The following is a 20639-nucleotide window of genomic DNA, read 5'->3' as shown; positions in this document are numbered from 1 at the left end:
GGACCGTATCACGCATCGGAGGGCTCGCCATCATTTGACAGGCACCGCGAATATGTGAGGCAGCACAACGCTTGCCGCATAATAGAGCCAATGGACGATGTAGGAGTATGCGAGTCCGTTCGGCACGCGCAGGATCAGATAGGGGAACACGAAGCCGAACACCGTAGCTGCGACCATAAATCTGACCACATAGCCCAATGGTACCCCGCCAAGCGCGAGGAGCACATGTGTGCCTCCGAACAAAACCGCGCAGTAGATAGATATCTTCCAAAGGCTGTACCGGCGGGCGGCAAAGGTGAGGACGAGCGCGACGATCAGAAGCTGCTGAAAAAAGATCTCGATGGTTTTTGGCAGAAAATATGACGGGGTCGCGATCCTGACGTCCGGCGGGTTCCAGGATTCCTTCCAATCGACCGGCGGCAAGTGAGGAAGCACGTATGCCGCGAATACTGTGAAAGCCGCGAATGAAAGCGTCCAGACGGCTAAGCTCGTCAATCGGCTGCCGAACGTCGTCCATCGGCCATAAAGAGACCAGGTCAGATAGACAGGCCAGAAGGTGATAACCGCGATGCCGGCGCAAAAAAAGTAATAAAGGGTGATCGCGACGGAACTCTCGTTATAGCTGGATTGCACACCGAGTGTCGGCAGCAGATAATAGCCGATGTCGGAAATTGCCCATATACTTGCGATTTGCACAAGCGTCCAAATGAACTCTGGCTTTGGTTGGCCATCGCTGCTGAGGGATGAGCTATCCGGCACATCTCCATCGTGAACCATTGGCCCGGTTTCGTCTTCCACCAGCTTTTCCTTCGCCCCAATTACACACGGCGTAACCGCCTGCGGATCGTACTCAACCTGCTCCAACGGGGAGCAGCGAGAGTTCGCCAGTCGCAGTCTCGAGCCGCCCGTCGCGCAAACGGAAGATATGGTCGAAGCGGTCGAGAATCATCTCGTCGTGGGTGACGACGATAATGGCCGCGCTCTGTTCGATCGCGATCCTGCGCAATAGGTCCATCACGATGCGGGCGCGGGCGGAATCGAGCGGCGCGGTCGGTTCGTCGGCGAGAATGATGCGCGGCCGGTTGGCGAGCGCGCGGGCGATGGCGACGCGTTGGGCTTCGCCGCCGGAGAGTTGCGAGGGCATCGCATGCTTGCGGTGGCCGACCTCGAGGTAATCGAGCAGCTCGACGGCGTGCGTATGAGCTGCCGCGGCGCCAAATCCGGCAAGGTGGAGCACTACGGCGACGTTGTCTGTGGCGTCCAGGAACGGCAGCAGGTTGGGGTACTGGAAAATGAAGCCGATCTTGTCGAGCCGCAGCCGGCGCAGATCGGCCTTGAGCCAGTGCTCGTCATAGACGGCTTCGCCGTCGAGCGTGAGACGGCCGCCGCTCGGTTCCAGAATGCAGGCCATGCAGTTGAGCAGCGTGGTCTTGCCAGAGCCGCTCGGCCCCATCAGCCCGACGACCTGGCCGGGAAAGACCTCCATGTTGATGTCAATCAGCGCGTCGACCCGCGCACTTCCCGCCCCGAAATGCTTGGAGAGGTGTTCGACCCTTACGACCGCTTGTCTGCCTGGCTCGGTCATGATCCTACCCTGCCGCCGAGAGCGCTTCCGCCGGGTCCACCTTGAGCGCGAGCCGAATGCCCAGCGTGCTCGCGGCAAGGCAGACCACGATCGTGATCGCGAATACGGCCACGACGCTTTCTGGATCGAAGACGAGCCGCCGCGGGAAAAAGGGCCTGAAGAGAAAGACAAGCGCGAGCCCGGCGACGTAGCCAGTGATCCCCAACGACAGGGATTGCTGCACGATGAGGCCGATGATGGTGCGGTCGGGCGCTCCGACGAATTTGAGCGTGGCGATCGAGCGCACCTTGTCCATGGTCATCGTGTAGATGATCAGGGCGATGATGACGGCCGATACGATCACCAGCAGAACCATGATCAGAAGCTGCTGCTTGCGCGCCTTTTCGATAACGAACTTGCTCAGCAGGGTTTCTTGCTGGGCCTGCGTAAGGGCCGTAAGGTGTTTCCACCGCGACAGCGCTGCCGCCGTCTCGTCGATCGGGACATAGGGCGATACCTTGGCGATGACGGCATTGATCTGGTCGTTGGTTTCCACGGACCCTCCGCGCGCCTGCTCGCGTCGCGAAGCCGGGGGTGCCAGTTCGAACTGGAGCGCCTGCGCGTCGTGCAAGGTGACGTAGGCCACGGGATCGCCGGAGGATGTGACTTCGTTTTGCATCAAGCCGACAACGGAAAACTTGTGATCATGGGTTCCGAGAGGCACCTCCTGGCCGAGCGCAAGCCCAGCGGAGCGGTCGACGATCATTTCGTAGTGGTCGCGCAAAATGTCGCGGCCAGCCGAGAGTTGGCGCGGTCCGCCGGGCCTGCCGGGCTCGAAGCCGATGATGAAGAGACGATGCGGTGCGCCGTTCAACTCGGTCTGGACCGATTGATAGGTGACAGACCCGGCGCGCTGCACGCCATAGACCCGGCTGACCAATTCCCTGGTGTCGCCTGGAATTCGCGATGACTCGGCAAAAGGCCCGTTGGTGCCAGCCTCGACCACCCAGAGGTCTGCGTTGGCCGCACGGGCCTGACGCAATGCGTCATCGATCAGTCCGCCATAGACGCCGGTCATCATGATCACGATGCCGAGCAGCAGGCTCAATCCGAAGTTGGTCAGGACGAAGCGCAGGAGATTGTGCTTGATGTCCCGGTAGGCCAGATTCATCGACGTGCCCCTTCGGTCACCTTGGCCGCACGGCCGACGCGCAGTCCGCTGCGCAACGTCGTGACGACAAGCGCGTGCTCCGGGACGCCGCCGGTAATCTCAAAGCGTCCATCGAGCAACCGGTGCCCGAGTGTCACGGCGCGCTGCTGAAAGGATCCGTCCTCGACGGTCCATACGGTTCCCTGATTATTGCCGAGCCCAGTGATCGCCGCTTCCGGGGCCAACAGGGCCTGCGGCAGCTGGACCGTCGTGATGTGAACCTCGGCCTGTTCGCCCAGGTGCAATTCAGTTGGCAGCGTATCGAATGCGATCTCGACGCGCCGTTCCTCGTTGACGCGATCGCTTTCCGGCTCGATGCGCACCACATGGCCGGCGATGCGCCGGGCAGGCTGAGACCGCAACACGATCTCGGCGGGCTCGCCGACAGAGATCTCGCCGGCCTTGCTCTCGTCGACATAAGCAAGCGCCCACACGGTCCCCGGGTCGATCAGCGTGAACACCGGCTCGCCCGCGCCGAGTGCCGAGCCGAGTTCCTTCAGGCGCGCAGTCACCATCGCATCGTAGGGAGCCGCGAGGGTGTAAAGGTCCAATACCGTTGATTGCAGCTGCTGCTGTGCCTTGGCGTCGCCGATGTTGGCCTTGGCCACGAGCACATCGCTCTGTGCCAGGTTCACATCGGCAAGCGCCGCATCCTGGGCCGCCTGTGCCGTCTGCGCAGCTTCGATAGAGGTGCTGTTGCCCTTTAGCAGCATTTGCCGGCGCTCGTTGATGCTCCTGGCGTTCGCGTAGTTCGCTTGAGCCTTTTCGACGCTCGCCGCAGCCTTTTGAAGATTGGCGTCGGCCAGTTGGACAGTCGCGGTTGCCCGGGCCACCTGTGCACCCTGCTCGCGGTCATCAAGGCGGGCCAGAATCGCGCCTTTGGCAACGCGGTCGCCGACATCAGCGCGCAGATCGACCAGCACACCGGAGACCTTGAAGCCGATCCTGGAGGTCACGCGCGCCTCGACCGTCCCGAGGCCGAAGACCTGCACGGGAACGTCTCGCTCCGTGCTCGCGACTTGGACCTCGATTGGACGCAGGAATACCGCCCATACGCCGAAACCTCCGCCGATGGCGACTGCTAGCGCGATGGCGTACCAGAGCATTCGGGCGGTAACGGGCCGCCGTGCCTTCCCGACGACTTGATCCTGTGCCTTTCCGGGGGCGGAAGGGGTCTCCTTCACGATCGGCTTTGGAATCTCAAGCATGTACGTTCCCTACAACTGAGATGGGACGGGTCATGCTGTCTTTGCTGCGCTTTGGTAGCGGCAATCGCAATGACGTGGATCAAATCGCGGCTTCTGTTGGTCAAACGACCGCGCTTCGGTACGCCAACCCGCAGGCGCTGTCCTGACGGCCCTTGGCAGGTAGCCGCTTTGCTGCTCGGGTTACGGTCGCTCTTGCGGTCATCGCAAGGCCTCGAGCGCCAGAGCGATGCCCTGACCGCCGCCGATGCAAAGCGTCACCACGCCGCGCTTCAGTCCGTCTCGCGCCATCGAATGCAGCAGCCTCGTTGTCAGGATCGCGCCGGAAGCGCCGATCGGGTGGCCGTGAGCGATGGCGCCGCCCTCCACATTGACGATATCCTCGGCGAGACCAAGTTCGCGGGTGACGGCAATCGCGATCGCAGCGAAAGCCTCGTTGATCTCTATCCTTTCGATGTCGCCGACCGCCCATCCCGTCCGTTCGAGCGCCTGGCGCACGGCGGGCACTGGGCCTATTCCGAACATGCCCGGCTCGACAGCGCCCACCCCATAGGCAACGAGCCTGGCCATCGGCGCGAGCCCATTCGCTTCGGCAAAGCCGCGCTCTGCGACCACCATGGCGGCGGCCCCCGTATTCAGTCCCGGGGCATTGCCTGCGGTGATCGTGCCATCCTTGCGGAACGCTGGCTTCAGCTTCGACAGGCTTTCGATCGTGGTGTCCGGGCGGTTGTGCTCGTCGCGAAGAAAGGGTTCCGGCCCCTTGCGCCCCTTGACTTCCACCGCGACGATCTCCGCATCGAAGCGTCCATCAGCCTGGGCCGACGAGAAGCGTCTCTGCGAACGCTCCGCCCAGCGGTCCTGATCGGATCGGCTGATCTGATACTTCGTGACGAGGTCTTCCGTGTGCCATCCGGAATGCTGATCGGAAAACGCGTCGTTGAGGCCATCGCGCAGCATGGAATCATAGATCTGCGCGTCGCCCATGCGATAGCCCCAGCGTCCGCCGCTCATCAGATAGGGAGCGGCGTCCATGTTCTCCATTCCGCCCGCGATCGCGGCGTCCGCAAAGCCGAGCCAGATCTCTTGAGCGGCCGATGCAACGGCTTGGGCACCCGAACCGCAGACGCGGTTGACGGTCATTGCCGGCACCTCGGCGGGAATTCCGCCGTGCATTGCGGCCTGCCGTGCCGGGTTCATCTTGTTGCCCGCCTGAACCACGTTGCCCATCACGACGGAATTCAGCTTTGCCGGGTCGACCTTCGTACGGCTCAGCGTCTCGCGCACGACAGCCGCGCCGAGTTCCACGGCCGGCGTCGATTTGAGGCTGCCGTTGTAGGTGCCTATTGCGGATCGGACCGGAGAGCAGAGGACGACTTCGCGCTTTGACATGGTTCACCTCGAACAGAGTTGCTGGAAGACAATAGGCTCGAAGACAATAGGAATGCTGTCGCCAAGGCCTTGATGCAGATCACGCGGCGGCCTGTATGTCGCGCGGAGCGGCGTATGCCAGCAGGCGCAGCGCGTTGAGCACCACCAGCACCGTCGATCCTTCGTGGAAGACCACAGCAGCTCCGATCGGCAGGCCAAAGAGAGCGGCGGGCACAAGCAGAGCGACCATGCCGAGGCTGATCCAGAGGTTCTGGCGGATCACGGCACCGGTGCGACGGCTGAGCCCCAGCACGAAGGGGAGATGTCCGAGGTCGTCGGCCATCAGCGCCACGTCGGCCGCCTCCAGCGCGACATCCGAGCCGGCCGCTCCCATGGCTATGCCAACAGTGGCGTTGGCCATCGCCGGCGCGTCGTTGACCCCGTCGCCGATCATCGCGACCTTGCCTTCCTGCGCGAGCAATGCCTTGACGATCCCTGCCTTGTCCTCCGGCATCAGTCCGCCTCTGGCTTCGTCGACGCCAAGGTCGCGCGCCACGTTGTCAGCGACGCTCTGGTTATCGCCCGAAAGCATGACGATGCGCCGGATGCCTAGCGTCCGGAGCCTGGAGATCACCTCACGGGCACCCGCCCGAGGCGTGTCCATCAGTCCCAGGACGCCAAGATAAGTTTTTCCATACCGCACCATGATGACGGTGCGACCGGCTTTCTCCAGTTCCGCAGCCATGTCAGTGACGGAAGCCGGAACGGTCGCGACATATTCTGTCGCGAAGAACCGAGGCTTGCCAAGGATTGCGACCTTCTTGTCGACCATGCCACGGACGCCGCTGCCGTTCAGGCTTTCGATCGAAGTCGCGGTCTTGATCTCAGCCTCTCCCAGCCGCTCGATACCGTCTCGCACGACGGCAGCGGCAAGGGGATGGTCGCTGCCGCGCTCAATGGCGACCGCGATGCCTAGAAGCAGTTTTTCGTCTATGCCCGGCGCAGGCATCACGTCGGTCAGCCGGGGTTTGCCTTCGGTCAGCGTTCCTGTCTTGTCGAAGGCGAGAACCGCAAGCGACCCCAGGTTCTCCAGAGGACCGCCTCCCTTGACGAGCACTCCGCCGCGCGCAGCCCGCGCCACCCCGCTCAGGACAGCGCTCGGCACGGAGATCGCCAGCGCGCATGGGCTGGCGGCGACCAGAACCGCCATGGCGCGATAGAAGCTGTTGCCGAAGGGTTCGTCGAGGACCAGGAAGGCGAGCATCAGGGCACCGACAGAGACCAGCACCGCTGGAACGAAGATGCGCGCAAAGCGATCGGTGAAACGTTGGGTGGGCGAGCGTTGCGCTTCGGCTTCCGCCACCATGCGAACGACGCGGGCAAGCGTCGTCTCGCCTGCCAATTTGGCGACCTTGATGTCGAGTGAACCCGCGCCGTTGATACTACCGGCGAAGACACGATGTTCGTCGGCGATCCTGCTGAAGTCGGGGTTCTGGTCCGAGCTGTCGATCGGCCGCTTGTCGGCGGGCATGCTTTCTCCGGTTATAGGCGCCTGATCGACGCTGCTCCGTCCAGCGATGACGATGCCATCTGCGGGCAGGCGTTCATTGGGTCGGACTACCACGATGTCCCCGACCTGGAGAGCGTTTACGGAAACCTGCTCCAGCGTGCCCCCGGTGCGCCGTGTTGCCAGTTTCGGGGCAAGCTGCCCCAGCGCATGGATCGCGCCGCTGGCCCTTCCCATGGCGTAGTGCTCCAGCGAATGTCCGAGGCTGAACAGGAACAGCAGGAGCGCCCCTTCCGCCCATTGCCCGAGCGCTGCCGCGCCCGCGGCGGCGACGAGCATCAGCGTATCGATGTCGAACCGACCATGCCAGAGGCTCACCACCGCTTCGCGCAAGGTGAAGAAGCCGCCCAGGGCGTAAGCAAGGCCATAGAGCCAAAGCGTGGCCTCAGCGGGCACGTAGCCCTCGGTCAACCATCCGGCTGCGAGCGCTAGCCCGCAGGAAAGCGATGCGACGAGTTCCGCGCGTCCACCAAGAAGGCCGTCTTTAGCACTGTCATGCTCATGCGCCGTTTCAGCGGGCGATTGCGCTGCGAGTGGTTCGGCCCTGACGTTCACGCCGCCGCCTTGCGGCGGATGGTGCCTTCCAGCTTCGTCGCGTCCGCCACGGTGTTGGAAATCGTCCCGTACTTGCGGACGTTGGTGTGAAGCAACTCAAGGCGCTGGTCGCTTTCGTCGGTGTCGACGATCAGCTCGTAATCCACCGACACCATCTTGGGCGGAGCATCCTGGCGCTCGCCATGCAGGCGTACCTCAACGCCGCGCAGCTCGAACTTCAGCATCGGGCTCACGCGCTCGATTCCCTTGATCATACAGGCGGCGATCGACGCAAGAAACAGCTCGGCCGGGTTGAAGGCGTCACGACGTCCCGCAATGTCGGTGTCGAGGACGATCTCGGCGTCCTTGGTGTTCGCTAGGGCACCATGCGCATCGACGCGATGCGCGGTGACATTGTAGCTCAGCAGTTTGCTTGGTTCTCCCACCTTCGAACTCCTTATCGATGGTTTCGCAGCGGCAGCATATTGCCTGGCATGCGAGCTTGGCCGCAGGGGAGGCGAACGTTCAACAGCATGAAGGTTCTCCCGGCGCCGCGGACCCGCAACAGGAGCCTTCCCCCGACGGCGACGTTCCGCAGCCGCATCCACCAGCATCCTGTGCCCCTGGCTGTTGCGAGGATGCTTCGCCTTTGACGGGAAATCCCTTGCTGGCCCATTTGGCCATGCCACCTTCCATGTTGGCGACCTTGTCGAACCCCTGGAACATCAGGAAATAGGTGGCCTTGAGACTCCGGCCTCCGCTCTGGCATGCGAGCACCAGCTCGCGGTCACGCGGCAGCTCCACGTAGCGCTTCTCCAGTTCCCCAAGCGGTATCCGAATGATGTCGGGAACGTCGAATGCGAGCCGGTCAATCTCCGCCTGTTCGCGGACGTCGACCAGCACTGCTCCTTCGGCGACCCGACGCCTTGTCGTGGTAGGACAAATCTGTCTGGCTTCATCAAGCATGGCGGCAATCCTTAGGTTGGGGTTTTGACTTCCGAATGGGCTGCAGCGTCATGCCAGCCACAGTTCGACCTTCTCACGGCTCGGCACGCCGCCCGCGTGGACGACCTTGCCGTCGACCACGACCCCTGGAGTCGACATAATGCCGTAGCTCATGATCTCGCGGAGTTCCTCGACTTTGGCCAAGGAGATGGGAACGCCTTTTTCCTGGGCGACGCGCTCGATCAAGGAGGTCGTGTTCTTGCAGTTCGCGCAGCCGGGTCCGAGGACCTTGATCTCTTTCATGGGTTGATGCCTTTCTTGGTTCTTCAGCTGAAAATCATGTTGAACAGGAAGCCGACAGCCAGGATTCCCGAGGCGACCACGCCGATGAAGACGGCGATCAGCTTCACGCTCAGAACCTTGCGCAGGATGATCATCTCGGGCAGCGACAGCGCGATCACCGACATCATGAAGGCGAGCACGGTGCCGAGTGCCGCGCCCTTGCCGAGTAGGGCCTCGACCACCGGGATTATCCCTGCGGCGTTCGAATACATCGGGATACCGAGGAGAACGGCGGCCGGCACGGACCACCAGGCGTCCTTGCCCATGATCGAGGCAAGGAGATCCGATGGCACGTAGCCGTGGATGAAGGCGCCGGCGGCAATGCCCGCGATGATCCACATCCACACCTTACCGACGATGTCGCGGAGGGCTTCGAGGCCAGCCTTGATGCGGTCGACGACGGTCAACCGGTCAGTCGGGAGATCTACGGCACCGGACCGCACGTTGCGGACCCATTCCTCCAGCCAGCCCTCGAGATGCAGCTTTCCGATGACCCAGCCGGACACGATCGCGACGGCCAGACCGAAGGCCAGATAAGTCAACGCGACCTTCCATCCCAGCAATGCGAAGAGCAGGCCGAGAGCGACTTCGTTGATCATCGGGGCCGCGATCAGGAATGAGAACGTCACGCCGAGCGGCACTCCCGCCGAGACGAAGCCGACGAAGAGCGGCACAGCCGAGCAGGAGCAAAACGGCGTGAATATGCCGAGGCTGGCAGCCGCGACATTGCCGATCCCCTCGCGCCGACCCGCCAGCAAGGCGCGGGTCCGTTCCGGCGAGAAGAAACTGCGAACCACGCCCATGGCGAAGACCACCAGCGTCAGGAGCATCAGCACCTTCGGCGTGTCGTAGGCGAAAAACCTTATCGCCTCTTGAAGATGCGAATCAGGCTCGAGAGGAAGCAGGGAAACGATCCAGTCAGATAGTGGAACCAGCTGGGCGTAAGCGGCAAACCAGAGGGCCACGGCACCCACGGTTACTGCAAGCCAAAGGGCTGGCGAGGGCTCCGGGCGCTCAGGTAGGGTAAATGACTGTTCTGTGTTCATGCGACTTACCTGTGACGCGGAACAACGACATCTTGTTGGGCTCAACTCTATCCACTGCGAACCTTCCGCAGTTTGTATATGCTTCCGTCAGAATATTCCTTCAAGGGCATATGCCAGATAATTGATCGCGTCGTAGGTGCTGTACGTTGGCCGGCACGCCACGTCGTTGCGGTGGATCAAACGCAGATTCGGCCAGGAATGCCTCGGGAAAGCCGAGGGAACAGGGAACGCATATGCCGTTGCGGGGATATGCCCGCGGAACTATATTATCTGCATGAAACAGCGACTTGCCCTGCTCTCCGCGATTTCCGAACCGCTCCGCCTTCGGGCTCTGGCGTTGATCTCGGCACATGGGGAGGCATGCGTGTGCCAGCTTACCCACGCGCTGCAGACATCTCAGCCAAGCGTTTCGAAGCATCTCGCCGTCTTGCGTGAGGCTGGTGTCGTGGCTCAGCGGCGAGATGCCCAATGGATGCTCTACCGCATCGCCGATCTTCCCGACTGGGCACAAACGATTGTAAATGGCGCGCTTGACGGGATCGAGCTGGAGCCCGAGCATCAGAATGATCTTAATCGGATGGCCGATGCTCCCGATGGCCCCCCGCCGTCGAGCAGGAGTCCGGCTCACCATCGGCAATTAACTGTCTTGGCAGGCGAACGCGGCTGACGCGTCTGGTGGCGCAGCGAAACTGACGTTGCTGTGGTCAGTTGCCGGGCGCCCAACTGTCGCCACGCTGTCGTTTATCGATTAAGATCGTGCTGGCGACTAAACGGCCGCCACTGGGAGGCATACTTGACTCGTGATGCGCGGCATTGCGTGCGGCAAGGCAATCCACCGAGCCGGCGTGTCCTTTTGAAGGGGGCGCTAGCGGGGGCGGCCTCGCTTGCTTTCCATTCGAGCGCTTCGGCAGAGGACGTTGCGTTCAAGTTTGGCCTCACGCCAGTATTCCTCTCGAACGACCTCGAACTTCTCGGCCATTTGCAAACCTTCCTGTCGTCCAAACTCGGCGGCCCTGTCGAACTGGTGACACGTCGGACCTACCAGGAGATCACCGCGCTGCTCGTGTCGGGCGAGATCCATTCGGCCTGGATTTGCGGCTATCCCTACGTCCAATTCAAAGCCAATCTCGATCTGGTCGCAACGCCAGTCTGGCTCGGCAGACCGCTGTACCAATCCTACCTGATTGCGTCCGCCGACCGCGTCGTCGAAGACTGGACCGGGCTTAAGGGCGATGTCCATGCGTTCTCCGACCCGGATTCGAACTCGGGCTTCCTGGTCACCCGGACGCTCCTCGCGAAGAACAAGCTCTGGCCCGAGGCTTTCTTTTCGCGGAACTTTTTTACTTACGGGCACCGCAACGTCGTTCGCGCGGTGGCGTCTGGCCTGGCACAATCGGGCAGCGTCGACGGCTACGTCTACGAAGTGATGCGCCAAACGGAGCCTGACCTGATCAAGCAAACCAGAATTGTCCGACAATCGGAATGGCTCGGCTTCCCGCCAGTGGCATCGCCAAAATCCCTTGCGAGCGATACCCGGGTGAAGGCCCTGCAGCAGGCACTTGTTTCCATGAAAGATGATGCCGAAGGCAAGAAAGTCCTCGACCTTCTTCGGCTGGACGGCTTTCTGGCAACGGCCCCCTCGCTCTTCGACACGATTGCGGCCGAGGTCGAAATCGTCAGGCAATTCGGATGACCATGATCCGCCGCTTCAGGTCGATCCCGGTCACCTATCGCGTGCCGGCAATCGTTGCGTTGCTGATGGTTGTAATCAGCGCGGTGATTTCGGAACACGTTCTGGACCGCCTCTCGCGCACGCAAGAGGGCTTCCTGGACGGCCTTGCCGAGACATATCTCGACGGCCTCTCATCCGCCGTCATTCCTTCGGTCCTGAGAGGAGATGTCTGGGAGGTGTTCGACGCACTTGACAGGTCCAAGTCGTCTTATGCGGCTCTGTCACCGATCGAAACGGTCGTGACTGGGTCGGATGGTAGAATCCTGGCAGCGACGGACCCCACCCGAATGGCGACGTTCTCGCAACTGCCGGACAGCTATTTGAAGCGCTATGGTCCCGGTATCGTGACGATCGACGAATCCGCGCTGACCGGTTTCGCCAAGCGCGATCTCATCTATCAAGGACAGCCTGTCGGGACCATCCACGCCACTTTCGACGTCTCGCGCCTGTTCGCCGAGCGCCGCGAAATCTTGTTCACTCTGCTGGTAACCAATGGCGTGCTGGCCGTGCTGTTCTCGCTGGGCGGCTTTCTCATCGTCCGGCAGATGATCGCACCGATGCGTGTCCTCGAAAACCACATGCGATCCGCCGCGCATGGATCGGCCGAGCCAATTTCGCCGGGCGAAATTCCAGCGGGGGATTCGGAAGTGGCGGGGCTTTTCCGCGGCTACAACACCCTCGTCCATGCCGAGCGTGAGCGTGCAAACTTCGCCATGCAGTTGGCCGAGGAAGAAAAGCTGTCCAGCCTGGGTCGGCTGGCATCCGGAATGGCCCACGAAATCAACAACCCCTTGGGGGGCCTCTTCAATGCCCTGGATACTTTGAAGACGCATGGCGAAACTCCTGGTGTTCGCGACACGTCGATCAGTCTGATCGAGCGCGGCCTCGCTGGCATTCGGGATGTGGTCGAGGCCGCGCTTGCGACCTATCGTCCGGAACGGTCGCAACGGCTTCTCACCGCGGAAGACTTCGATGATGTCCGCCTTTTGCTCAAGCCTGAACTGCGCCGCCGACGGCAGCGCCTGGATTGGGACATGGCATGGAACGGTGCTGGGGAGCTTCCGATCAAAGGAGGTCCCGTCCGCCAGGCCGTGCTCAACCTGCTTCTCAATGCGAGTACAGTAACGCCGGAGGGAGGAGTGGTTTCATTGAAGGCGGGGAGCAGGGAGGACCGATTGCACATCGAGATCGGCGACCAAGGCCCGGGAATGCCGACGGACATTGCCGCGATACTCACGCACGAGGACCCTGGACCCGCGGTCCGGGCTGGTCGGGGTCTCGGTCTGTGGATGGTCCGTCGTGTAGTTGACGATCTTGGCGGTCGCGCCATTATCACGGCCAAGCAAAACGGAGGGACGGCGGTCACGCTCGAAATTCCCTTCGGCGGGGAGATCGCCAAAGCCAATGCTGCCTGACCGCCCACGGATAGGACTTGTCGAGGACGATCTCGTCATGGGCGGATCGATCCTTCAGCGCCTTGAGCTCGAAGGTTGGCAAGTAACGTGGTGGCAGTCGGGAAGCGAGGCGATCAATGGCATATCTGCGGTTGCGGGTACGCTCGATCTCATCATCTGCGACATCCGGTTGCCCGACATTTCCGGCGAGCTGGTCTTCAACGCCGTGGCCAAGATCCCGAACGCGCCGCCGTTCATGTTCGTTACCGGGTTCGGCGAGGTCGACCAGGCGGTGCGGCTGATGCGGTCGGGCGCAGTCGATTTCATGACCAAGCCCTTCGTCATGGACGAGTTCCTGCGGCGCATCGAGGCGGGGCGCAGGACGACCAACGCGGAGCTTCGCCTGAAAGGCCATTTCCTCGGCGAGTCTCCTGCCATCCAGCATGTGGAAGATCTCCTGCATCGTTATGCGCGACATGACATGCCGGTTCTGATCACCGGAGAAACCGGATCTGGCAAGGAGGTAGCGGCCCGGCTGCTGCACCAGATATCGCCGCGAAGCTCCGAACCGTTCGTGTCCGTGAACTGTGCGGCCATTCCTGCGGAGCTACTCGAAAGTGAGATTTTCGGTCACGAGAAGGGCGCCTTTACGGGGGCGCAGCGACGCCACCTCGGTTATGCCGAACGCGCCGGCAAAGGCACGCTGTTTCTTGATGAGATCGGCGACATGCCGCTGTCGCTTCAGGCAAAGATGCTTCGGCTGATCGAGGAAGGGAGCTTCCATCGCGTCGGCGGCGAAGCGCCGGTTACTCTTTGCGCGCGCATCGTGACCGCGACCCATCGGGATCTTGCGGTTCGCGGCGGAGCGACTGGCTTCCGCGAAGACCTATATTTCCGGCTGGCGGTACTGCCGGTGGAGATCCCGCCGCTCAGACAGCGACCGGAAGACATCGACTGGCTCATGGACCGATTCCTCGAAAACGCCGTCAGCCGCTCCGATACACGCATCCGTGGCTTCAGCGCGCTGGCAGAGGAGGCCGCCCTTGCGCATCCCTGGCCAGGCAATGTTCGGGAACTCAGAAACCGCGTCGAACGCGCCGTAGCCCTCTCGACCAGTGAATGGATTATGCCCTGCGACCTGTTCCCCGACCGCGCGGCCAGGACAGTCAGCGCTTCGTTCGCGCCGCTCGCCGATGTCCGCGACGCCGCCGAGCGCCGCCAGATCGAGCGCGCCCTCGAAGAGACTGGCGGACAGATCGCCAAGGCGGCCGGCCTTCTTGCCATATCCAGGACGACGCTTTGGGAAAAGATGACCCGCTTTGGCCTTGTAGAAGGGCCACGTTCGGGAAGCTGAACCTTCGGCGCTGCAGCATGTTCGGAATTCCGAACGTCGCGACCGGCCAACCGGATGATTCAATGCACTTTCCCTAATGAAATGAGCGACCCGCTCGTTTGGCATGGCTGTTGCTACACCCCTTGGCGGAGAAGACTTCGCCAACGGGAGGAATGCATGGATCGCTGCAACAAGCTGGTCGACGTCGGCCGCCGTCAATTTCTGAGGGGAGGGGCATTTGCCGCCGCAGGGATGGCCACGGCAGTGGCCTTGCCGGCGCAATCTCAGGCCAAGGCCGCACCGGGTCTCGCCCTGGTCGAATACCCTTCGAACAAGTTGGCCAACGTTGCCGACCTGAAGGTCAACGAACCCCTGGAGGTCAACTATCCAGACGAGAACGCGCCCGGCGTGTTGCTCAAGCTTGGAACCAAGGTGGAAGGCGGTGCCGGTGCTGAAGGCGACATCGTCGGGTTCTCGACTGTATGCCCACACAAGGGATTCCCGCTCAACTACAACGCCGAGGATCACTCCTTCAACTGTCCTGGCCACTATTCGCGCTTCGACGCGGATGCCGGAGGGCAGCAGATCTGGGGCCAGTCGACGGCCAACCTTCCCCAATACGCGCTGCGCATCGACGCCAAGGGCGACATCTATGCCGAGGGAGTCGACGAACTCCTCTACGGCCGCCTGAGCAACGTACTTTAAGGGAGGATCGGATCATGGCTTACAAACGTCACATCGACCGTCTGCCGATCGTTCCGGCCGACGCCAAGAAGCACAACGTCACTTGCCACTACTGCATCGTCGGCTGCGGCTATCACGCCTACACGTGGCCGGCCAACAAGCAGGGCGGCACCGATGCCGCCTCCAACGCTTTCGCGGTCGATCTTTCTCAGCAGCAAGCCGCCGAGACGGACGCCTGGTATGCGCCCTCCATGTACAATGTGGTCAAGCAGAACGGCCAGGATGTCCACATCGTCATCAAGCCCGACAAGGACTGCGAGGTGAATTCCGGACTGGGATCGATCCGTGGCGCCCGCATGGCTGAAAACCGCTTCAGCGCCACGCGCGGAACACAGCAGCAGCGCCTGACCTCGCCCATGGTCTGGCGATATGGCCAGATGCAGCCGACCTCCTGGGACGACGCGCTCGACCTCGTCGCAAGGGTGACGGCCGCCGTGGTCAAGGAGCAGGGCGAAGATGGGCTGTTCGTCTCCATGTTCGACCATGGTGGCTCAGCCGGCGGCTACGAGAACACCTGGGGCACTGGAAAGCTCTATTTCGGCTCGATGAAGGTCAAGAATGTCCGCATCCACAACCGTCCGGCCTACAACTCCGAAGTTCACGCCACGCGCGACATGGGCGTCGGGGAACTGAACAATTGCTACGAGGATGCCGAACTGGCCGACACGATCATGGCGGTTGGCACCAACCCGCTCGAGACCCAGACCAACTATTTTCTCAATCACTGGATACCCAATCTGCGGGGTGCGACGCTCGACAAGAAGAAGGCGCAAATGCCCGACGAGCCGCACGCCGCGGCGAGGATCATCATCGTCGACCCGCGTCGCACGGTCACGGTAAACGCTTGCGAGGCGGAAGCCGGGAAGAACAATGTCCTCCATCTCGCACTCAATTCGGGAACGGATCTCGCGCTCTTCAACGCGCTGTTCACCTACATCTCCGACAAGGGATGGACTGACAACGACTTCATCAAGAACAGCACGGTCCAGGAGGGCAAGCCGCGGCCAGCGCTTTACCCGGCACGCGGCGAGGCTGATGGCAAACCCGGTCACCTCACAAACTATTCGGGCGCGATGGAAGGCTGCAAACTCTCAATCGACGAGGCTGCCAAGATCACCGGCCTGAAGGCAGAGGATATCGTTAAGGCGGCCGAATGGATTGCAATGCCCAAGGAGGGCGGCAAGCGGCGGCGCACCATGATTGGCTACGAAAAGGGCCTGATCTGGGGCAATGACAACTATCGCACCAACGGCGCCCTTGTGAACATCGCGCTGGCGATGGGCAACATCGGACGCGAAGGCGGTGGCGTAGTTCGCCTGGGCGGACACCAGGAAGGTTACGTGCGTCCGTCCGACGCGCATGTCGGAAGGCCAGCGGCGTATGTCGACAAGCTGCTGATCGAAGGCAAGGGCGGCGTTCATCACATCTGGGCCTGCGACCACTACAAGACCACGCTGAATGCCCATCAGTTCAACATGGTCTACAAGAAGCGCACCGACATCGTGAAGGATGCGATGAACGCCGTGCCCTATGGCGACCGCGATGGAATGGTCAAGGCAATCACAGCCGCGATCAAGGCCGGAGGTCTGTTCTCGGTCGACGTCGACATCATTCCCTCGAAGATAGGCGCGGCAAGCCACGTCTGGCTGCCAGCGGCGGAGTCCGGTGAGATGAACCTCACTTCCATGAACGGCGAGCGCCGTATGAGGCTTGTCGAGCGCTATATGGACCCACCTGGCAACGCCAAGCCTGACTGCCTGATCGCAGCCGGACTGGCCCAGCACCTGGAGAAGGTGCTACGCGACATGGGCGACACCAAGTATGCCGACCAGTTCAAGGGCTTTGACTGGAAGACCGAAGAAGACGCCTTCATGGACGGCTATCATCAGAACGCCGGCGGCGGCAAGCATGTCACCTACGAGCGGTTGAAAGCCATGGGCAACAACGGCTTCCAGGAACCGGCCACGGCCTTTACGGATGGCAAGATCGTCGGCACGAAACGTCTTTACGCGGATGGCGTGTTTTCCGGGGAGGGCGGCAAAGCCCAGTTCATGGATGCTCCATGGCGCGGCTTCCAGGCGCCTGGCAAGGACGCGCAGAAGGCGAAGTTCAAATATCTGATCAACAATGGGCGGGCCAATCTCATTTGGCAAAATGCCTTCCTCGATCAGGCCAACGACTTCGTCATGGACCGCATGCCGTTCCCTTACATCCAGGTGAACCCGGACGACATGGCCGAACTGGGGGTCAAGGCCGGTGATCTGGTCGAGGTCTTCAACGACGATGGCTCGACCCAGGCTATGGTCTATCCGACGCCGACGGCCAGGAAAGGCGAGACCTTCATGCTGTTCGGTTTCCCAACCGGGGTGATGGGCAATGTCATCAATGATGGCGTCAACGAGTTGGTGATTCCAAACTACAAGCAGACATGGGCGGATATCCGAAAGATCTCGGACGCGCCGGAAGGTGTGAAGCACCTGACGTTCAAGTCGTTGGAGTATCAGGCGTCATAGAGTTCTGCACTCGCTCCGCCGCGGGCTTTCGCAAGCCCGCGGCGGGATTCCTTGGATCCTCATTGAATTTCCAAAAGGGAGAAAATTGAGTGAAGTTCGAAACCATTTTCGTTGCCGTCTCTGTTCTGACCGCGTTTGTCACCGCGGCCAACGCGCAGGACGTCGAAGCAGGCAAAACGGTTTTCAAGAAATGCGCAGTCTGCCACGCTGCTGACAGCACGACCAACAAGGTTGGCCCCCATCTCGGCGGTCTGATCGGCCGCACGGCGGGAACCGTCACGGGGTTCAACTATTCGAAAGCGATGACCACGGCGGGAGCAGGAGGCCTGGTTTGGAACGAGGAAACTCTTGCCAAGTATCTGGTTGAGCCGAAGGCGATCGTTCCGGGCACGAAAATGGCGTTCGCCGGGCTGAAGAAACCCGAGGACATTCAGAACATCATCGCATACCTGAAGACCATTCCCAACTAGAGGCCACATGGAAACCGCCATCGCCCTGACAAACGAGACCTGCCAGGCGGGTGCCAGTGGCAGGGTTATCTCCGTCGATATCGCCGCCGCCAAGGCAGTCGCAATCGCCAGGACCGTGCGCGAAACGGAGCATGTGCCGCTGATGGCGGCGAGGGGCCGAATCCTCGCTCACGACCTTTTCGGATCGATCGACCTGCCGCCATTCGACAATTCCGCGATGGACGGCTACGCGGTCAGGCTCGACGGTTTTGCGGGAACAGGGCCCTGGGTGCTTTCTGTCGGGGGCAGGATTGCGGCAGGTGAATTCCATGCCGGACAGTTCGCTTCCAACGAAGTCCTCCGCATCTTTACAGGTGCTCCGGTGCCCGGAGGATTCGATGCCGTCATCATGCAGGAGCATTGCGAACGCACGAACGATGCCGTGGTTATCACAACGCGCCCAAGGCGCGGGGAAAACATTCGGTATGCCGGCGAGGACGTCCGCGCAGGGGATCGCCTCGTGGCCGTCGGCGAGCAGCTTACGCCCCAGCGGCTCGCACTGCTGGCAGGGCAGGGACTGGCCGAGGTCGAGGTGCTGCGGAAAGTTCGTATCGGGTTGATATCGACTGGCACGGAATTGCAGCAACCCGGTGTGCCTCTCGGCCCCGGCCAGATTTACAACTCCAACCGCGTGATGATCCGGGCGATGCTCTCGGCCGTCCCTTGGGCTGAGATCCTCGACTACGGCATCGTTCCAGATCGTCGCGAAGCTTTGGCCCAAGCTTTTGGCGAAGCAGCTTGCGCATGCGATGTCCTGGTCACGACTGGCGGCGTCTCGGCGGGTGAAGAGGATCATGTCGTGTCTGCTCTCGGCCAGCACGGTGGCACGCTCGATGTGCTCAAGGTCGCGATGCGACCTGGAAAACCCGTCAAGATTGGAATGATTGGGTCGATGTTGTTTGCCGGACTTCCCGGTAATCCCAACGCGGCCCTGGTGACTTTCCGGCAGATTGCGCTGCCCGCGATCCGGGCTATCGCGGGCCTCGCCAGCACAGGGCCGCAATGGTCAGCGGCGGTGGCAGGATTCACTTATGAAAAGCGGCTCGGGCGGACCGAATTCGTTCCGGTCAGGATCACTGGGCGAGACGAGCTGGGACGCCCCGTTCTGGACATGCTCGGCCGTGGTTCGTCGGCGAGCTTAATGGCAATGGCTCTTGCTGACGGAATTGCAATGTTGCCGCCGGATGTCGGCTCGATAGAGCGCGGCCTGGCGCTTCGTTTTGAACCCTTATCCGGCAACTGATCTTGCAGGGATCGCCGTGGCAGCGAGAATTCCTACTAACCCACTGCGCAATAAAGTTGCCGACTGAGCGTCCGCGTAAGCCATCAAAAATATCCTTAACGGCAGATATCTAGCTTGTTAGTCCTTCCGCGCCCTCCAAGGCCGTAATGCCGGCGCGTGCAAACACCGCTTCGGCTGCCGCGATGCCGCGTTCGAGCTCTTGGGGTGTCGCCCCTTCAATGTTCAAGCGAAGTTCCATGGTTCGCCTCCTATGGCTATTTCCGCCAATAGTGAACAAAAAGAGAACACAGAGTCAAGCCTGCCCTTGACGAGGGAGGAATATGTTCCTTATTTCAGCGTGATCTGGAGCAGCAAAGGGACCATGGCTCGGCGTGAAACGCGCTGGCCGGCGAAGCTATGGCAAAAACCGCGGAAGACAATTTTCGGATCGAGGTTTGGGATCGCGACGAGCAGGCCCTATCCGAAACCATTTCGCGTTCCCCCGATTCAACGGTGAGCCAGGCCGCATGGCAAGCTGCCATCCGGCGCCGGCCGGGCATGTTGCTGATCCACTACAACAGTCGGCATGTGATGGAGAAAATCCTGACACCAGGCGAGGTGAAGATCCCACCGCAGGCCATCATTGATGGCAGCGTTCACGCCGGCATGGATGTGGCGCTCGGCGATCTTCGCGAGTGGCATGTGTTGCGGGCCTGGTGCAGATCCTGTTCGCATCATGCAACGGTAAAGCCTGCCGGACTCATCGAACGCTATGGAAAAGGCGCTCTGTTCAGTTCGATCGAGCGAGCGCTCTTCTGCACGAGTTGTGACAGGGGAGGGCCTGTCAGGCTGGAAATTCACAAGCTGCCACGCAATTGAGGGGTGAAGGGATGCAAGACCTCATCGATTTCGTCCAGGCCAAAACTCGGCGCTGGGTTGGACAATCCAATCGCGATCAGCGGCCGGACTGTCGAGAGCCGGAAATGCGCGCGATCTCCGCCGGTCGGCTTCGACGCAAAACATGCGGACCACCGCGGACGGGGACAGTCGGTCCCGCGCCCCGTCCTGCGGCCGGCGCTATGCTGACGCTCCTACGGCTGTCCCGTTCACCGCCCGCGGCGGGGGCGAATTTCCTCCGTCCTACGCGCGACAATCGTCCGTTGTTGCGGACGCGCGCAGGACTGCGGCTTATACGCCGTTCTTCCTTTTAGCGCCGACGGTCGCCGGCGCGAGAAGGCTTGGGCATGGAACCGAATCCCAAGCAGGGTATTGAATCGGACTATGTATCCGAGTTCCGCATGTCGGCTGTAGATGGTACCCTCAGCATCAGCAAAAGGCGCACACGGCGCAGAGACTCAATCTATCCCTACATATCCGCTGCCGGGGTTTCGGTCCTTCCAGCTCTGCACAT

The 20639-nt window shown here is 61.6% G+C and carries 19 protein-coding genes and 2 pseudogenes; 10 read left to right on the top strand and 11 right to left on the bottom strand.

The features are described from left to right. Positions 1-30: 30 nt before the first annotated feature. The 10 genes and pseudogenes from OOJ09_RS28540 to OOJ09_RS28495 all read right to left on the bottom strand — a co-directional run bounded on the left by OOJ09_RS28540 (position 31) and on the right by OOJ09_RS28495 (position 9781). Positions 31-798: a hypothetical protein gene (locus OOJ09_RS28540; protein WP_269908405.1), complete on the bottom strand. Its 768-nt coding sequence runs from the start codon at positions 796-798 to the stop codon at positions 31-33. 52 nt (positions 799-850) lie between these two features. Then, positions 851-1585 (bottom strand): ABC transporter ATP-binding protein, encoded by a 735-nt coding sequence (locus OOJ09_RS28535; protein WP_269908404.1) that lies wholly within the window; start codon positions 1583-1585, stop codon positions 851-853. Positions 1586-1589: 4 nt separating this feature from the next. Next, entirely contained in the window at positions 1590-2735 is a 1146-nt protein-coding gene (locus OOJ09_RS28530) for an ABC transporter permease (protein ID WP_269908403.1), read from the bottom strand. Continuing rightward, positions 2732-3982 (bottom strand): efflux RND transporter periplasmic adaptor subunit, encoded by a 1251-nt coding sequence (locus tag OOJ09_RS28525; RefSeq protein WP_269908402.1) that lies wholly within the window; start codon positions 3980-3982, stop codon positions 2732-2734. The genes OOJ09_RS28530 and OOJ09_RS28525 overlap by 4 nt, the downstream gene beginning before the upstream one ends. A 198-nt stretch (positions 3983-4180) precedes the next feature. Further along, entirely contained in the window at positions 4181-5368 is a 1188-nt protein-coding gene (locus OOJ09_RS28520; RefSeq protein WP_269908401.1) for a thiolase family protein, read from the bottom strand. A gap of 79 nt (positions 5369-5447) precedes the next feature. Then, positions 5448-7508 (bottom strand): annotated as a pseudogene (locus OOJ09_RS28515) (heavy metal translocating P-type ATPase); the annotation flags it as partial. After that, entirely contained in the window at positions 7466-7876 is a 411-nt protein-coding gene (locus OOJ09_RS28510) for an OsmC family protein (RefSeq protein WP_269908467.1), read from the bottom strand. The gene OOJ09_RS28510 and the pseudogene OOJ09_RS28515, both read right to left, overlap by 43 nt. Positions 7877-7973: 97 nt before the next feature. After that, complete coding sequence (locus OOJ09_RS28505) at positions 7974-8414, bottom strand: rhodanese-like domain-containing protein (protein ID WP_269908399.1); 441 nt, start codon at positions 8412-8414, stop codon at positions 7974-7976. A 48-nt stretch (positions 8415-8462) separates the two neighbouring features. Further along, the gene (locus OOJ09_RS28500) at positions 8463-8696 is read right to left on the bottom strand and encodes a thioredoxin family protein (protein ID WP_269908398.1); all 234 of its coding nucleotides are present in this window, start codon (positions 8694-8696) and stop codon (positions 8463-8465) included. Between the two features lie 23 nt (positions 8697-8719). Beyond that, positions 8720-9781, bottom strand: coding sequence for a permease (locus tag OOJ09_RS28495; protein ID WP_269908397.1), 1062 nt, complete (start codon positions 9779-9781; stop codon positions 8720-8722). Positions 9782-10055: 274 nt separating this feature from the next. Here OOJ09_RS28495 and OOJ09_RS28490 point away from each other — a divergent pair, with 274 nt between their 5' ends. The 9 genes and pseudogenes from OOJ09_RS28490 to glp all read left to right on the top strand — a co-directional run bounded on the left by OOJ09_RS28490 (position 10056) and on the right by glp (position 19249). Then, the gene (locus tag OOJ09_RS28490) at positions 10056-10448 is read left to right on the top strand and encodes an ArsR/SmtB family transcription factor (protein ID WP_269908396.1); all 393 of its coding nucleotides are present in this window, start codon (positions 10056-10058) and stop codon (positions 10446-10448) included. A 126-nt stretch (positions 10449-10574) separates the two neighbouring features. Further along, positions 10575-11474: a PhnD/SsuA/transferrin family substrate-binding protein gene (locus tag OOJ09_RS28485; RefSeq protein WP_269908395.1), complete on the top strand. Its 900-nt coding sequence runs from the start codon at positions 10575-10577 to the stop codon at positions 11472-11474. Beyond that, entirely contained in the window at positions 11471-12928 is a 1458-nt protein-coding gene (locus OOJ09_RS28480) for a sensor histidine kinase (protein ID WP_269908394.1), read from the top strand. Before OOJ09_RS28485 ends, OOJ09_RS28480 begins: the two co-directional genes overlap by 4 nt. After that, positions 12918-13214 (top strand): annotated as a pseudogene (locus OOJ09_RS32020) (response regulator); the annotation flags it as partial. The gene OOJ09_RS28480 and the pseudogene OOJ09_RS32020, both read left to right, overlap by 11 nt. 36 nt (positions 13215-13250) lie before the next feature. Beyond that, the gene (locus tag OOJ09_RS28475; RefSeq protein WP_333474498.1) at positions 13251-14261 is read left to right on the top strand and encodes a sigma-54 dependent transcriptional regulator; all 1011 of its coding nucleotides are present in this window, start codon (positions 13251-13253) and stop codon (positions 14259-14261) included. A 156-nt stretch (positions 14262-14417) separates the two neighbouring features. Continuing rightward, on the top strand, positions 14418-14945 hold the full coding sequence (locus tag OOJ09_RS28470; RefSeq protein ID WP_091574605.1) for an arsenate reductase (azurin) small subunit: 528 nt from the start codon (positions 14418-14420) through the stop codon (positions 14943-14945). A 14-nt stretch (positions 14946-14959) separates the two neighbouring features. Continuing rightward, on the top strand, positions 14960-17497 hold the full coding sequence (locus OOJ09_RS28465) for an arsenate reductase (azurin) large subunit (RefSeq protein ID WP_269908392.1): 2538 nt from the start codon (positions 14960-14962) through the stop codon (positions 17495-17497). Between the two features lie 89 nt (positions 17498-17586). After that, positions 17587-17967 carry a c-type cytochrome gene (locus OOJ09_RS28460; protein ID WP_420107565.1) on the top strand — a complete coding sequence of 127 codons (381 nt, stop codon included), beginning with the start codon at positions 17587-17589 and terminating at the stop codon, positions 17965-17967. 7 nt (positions 17968-17974) lie between these two features. After that, positions 17975-19249, top strand: coding sequence for a gephyrin-like molybdotransferase Glp (gene glp, locus OOJ09_RS28455; RefSeq protein ID WP_269908391.1), 1275 nt, complete (start codon positions 17975-17977; stop codon positions 19247-19249). Between the two features lie 109 nt (positions 19250-19358). Here glp and OOJ09_RS28450 read toward each other — a convergent pair whose 3' ends face one another. Then, the gene (locus OOJ09_RS28450) at positions 19359-19487 is read right to left on the bottom strand and encodes a hypothetical protein (protein WP_269908390.1); all 129 of its coding nucleotides are present in this window, start codon (positions 19485-19487) and stop codon (positions 19359-19361) included. 158 nt (positions 19488-19645) lie between these two features. Here OOJ09_RS28450 and OOJ09_RS28445 point away from each other — a divergent pair, with 158 nt between their 5' ends. Then, the gene (locus OOJ09_RS28445; protein ID WP_269908389.1) at positions 19646-20107 is read left to right on the top strand and encodes a hypothetical protein; all 462 of its coding nucleotides are present in this window, start codon (positions 19646-19648) and stop codon (positions 20105-20107) included. The last annotated feature ends 532 nt before the right edge of the window (positions 20108-20639 follow it).

Source organism: Mesorhizobium qingshengii, from assembly GCF_027563465.1.
Classification (GTDB): Bacteria; Pseudomonadota; Alphaproteobacteria; order Rhizobiales; family Rhizobiaceae; genus Mesorhizobium; species Mesorhizobium qingshengii_A.
The sequence above is the reverse complement of the archived record's forward strand: the minus strand, read 5'-3'. Positions and strand labels throughout refer to the sequence as shown.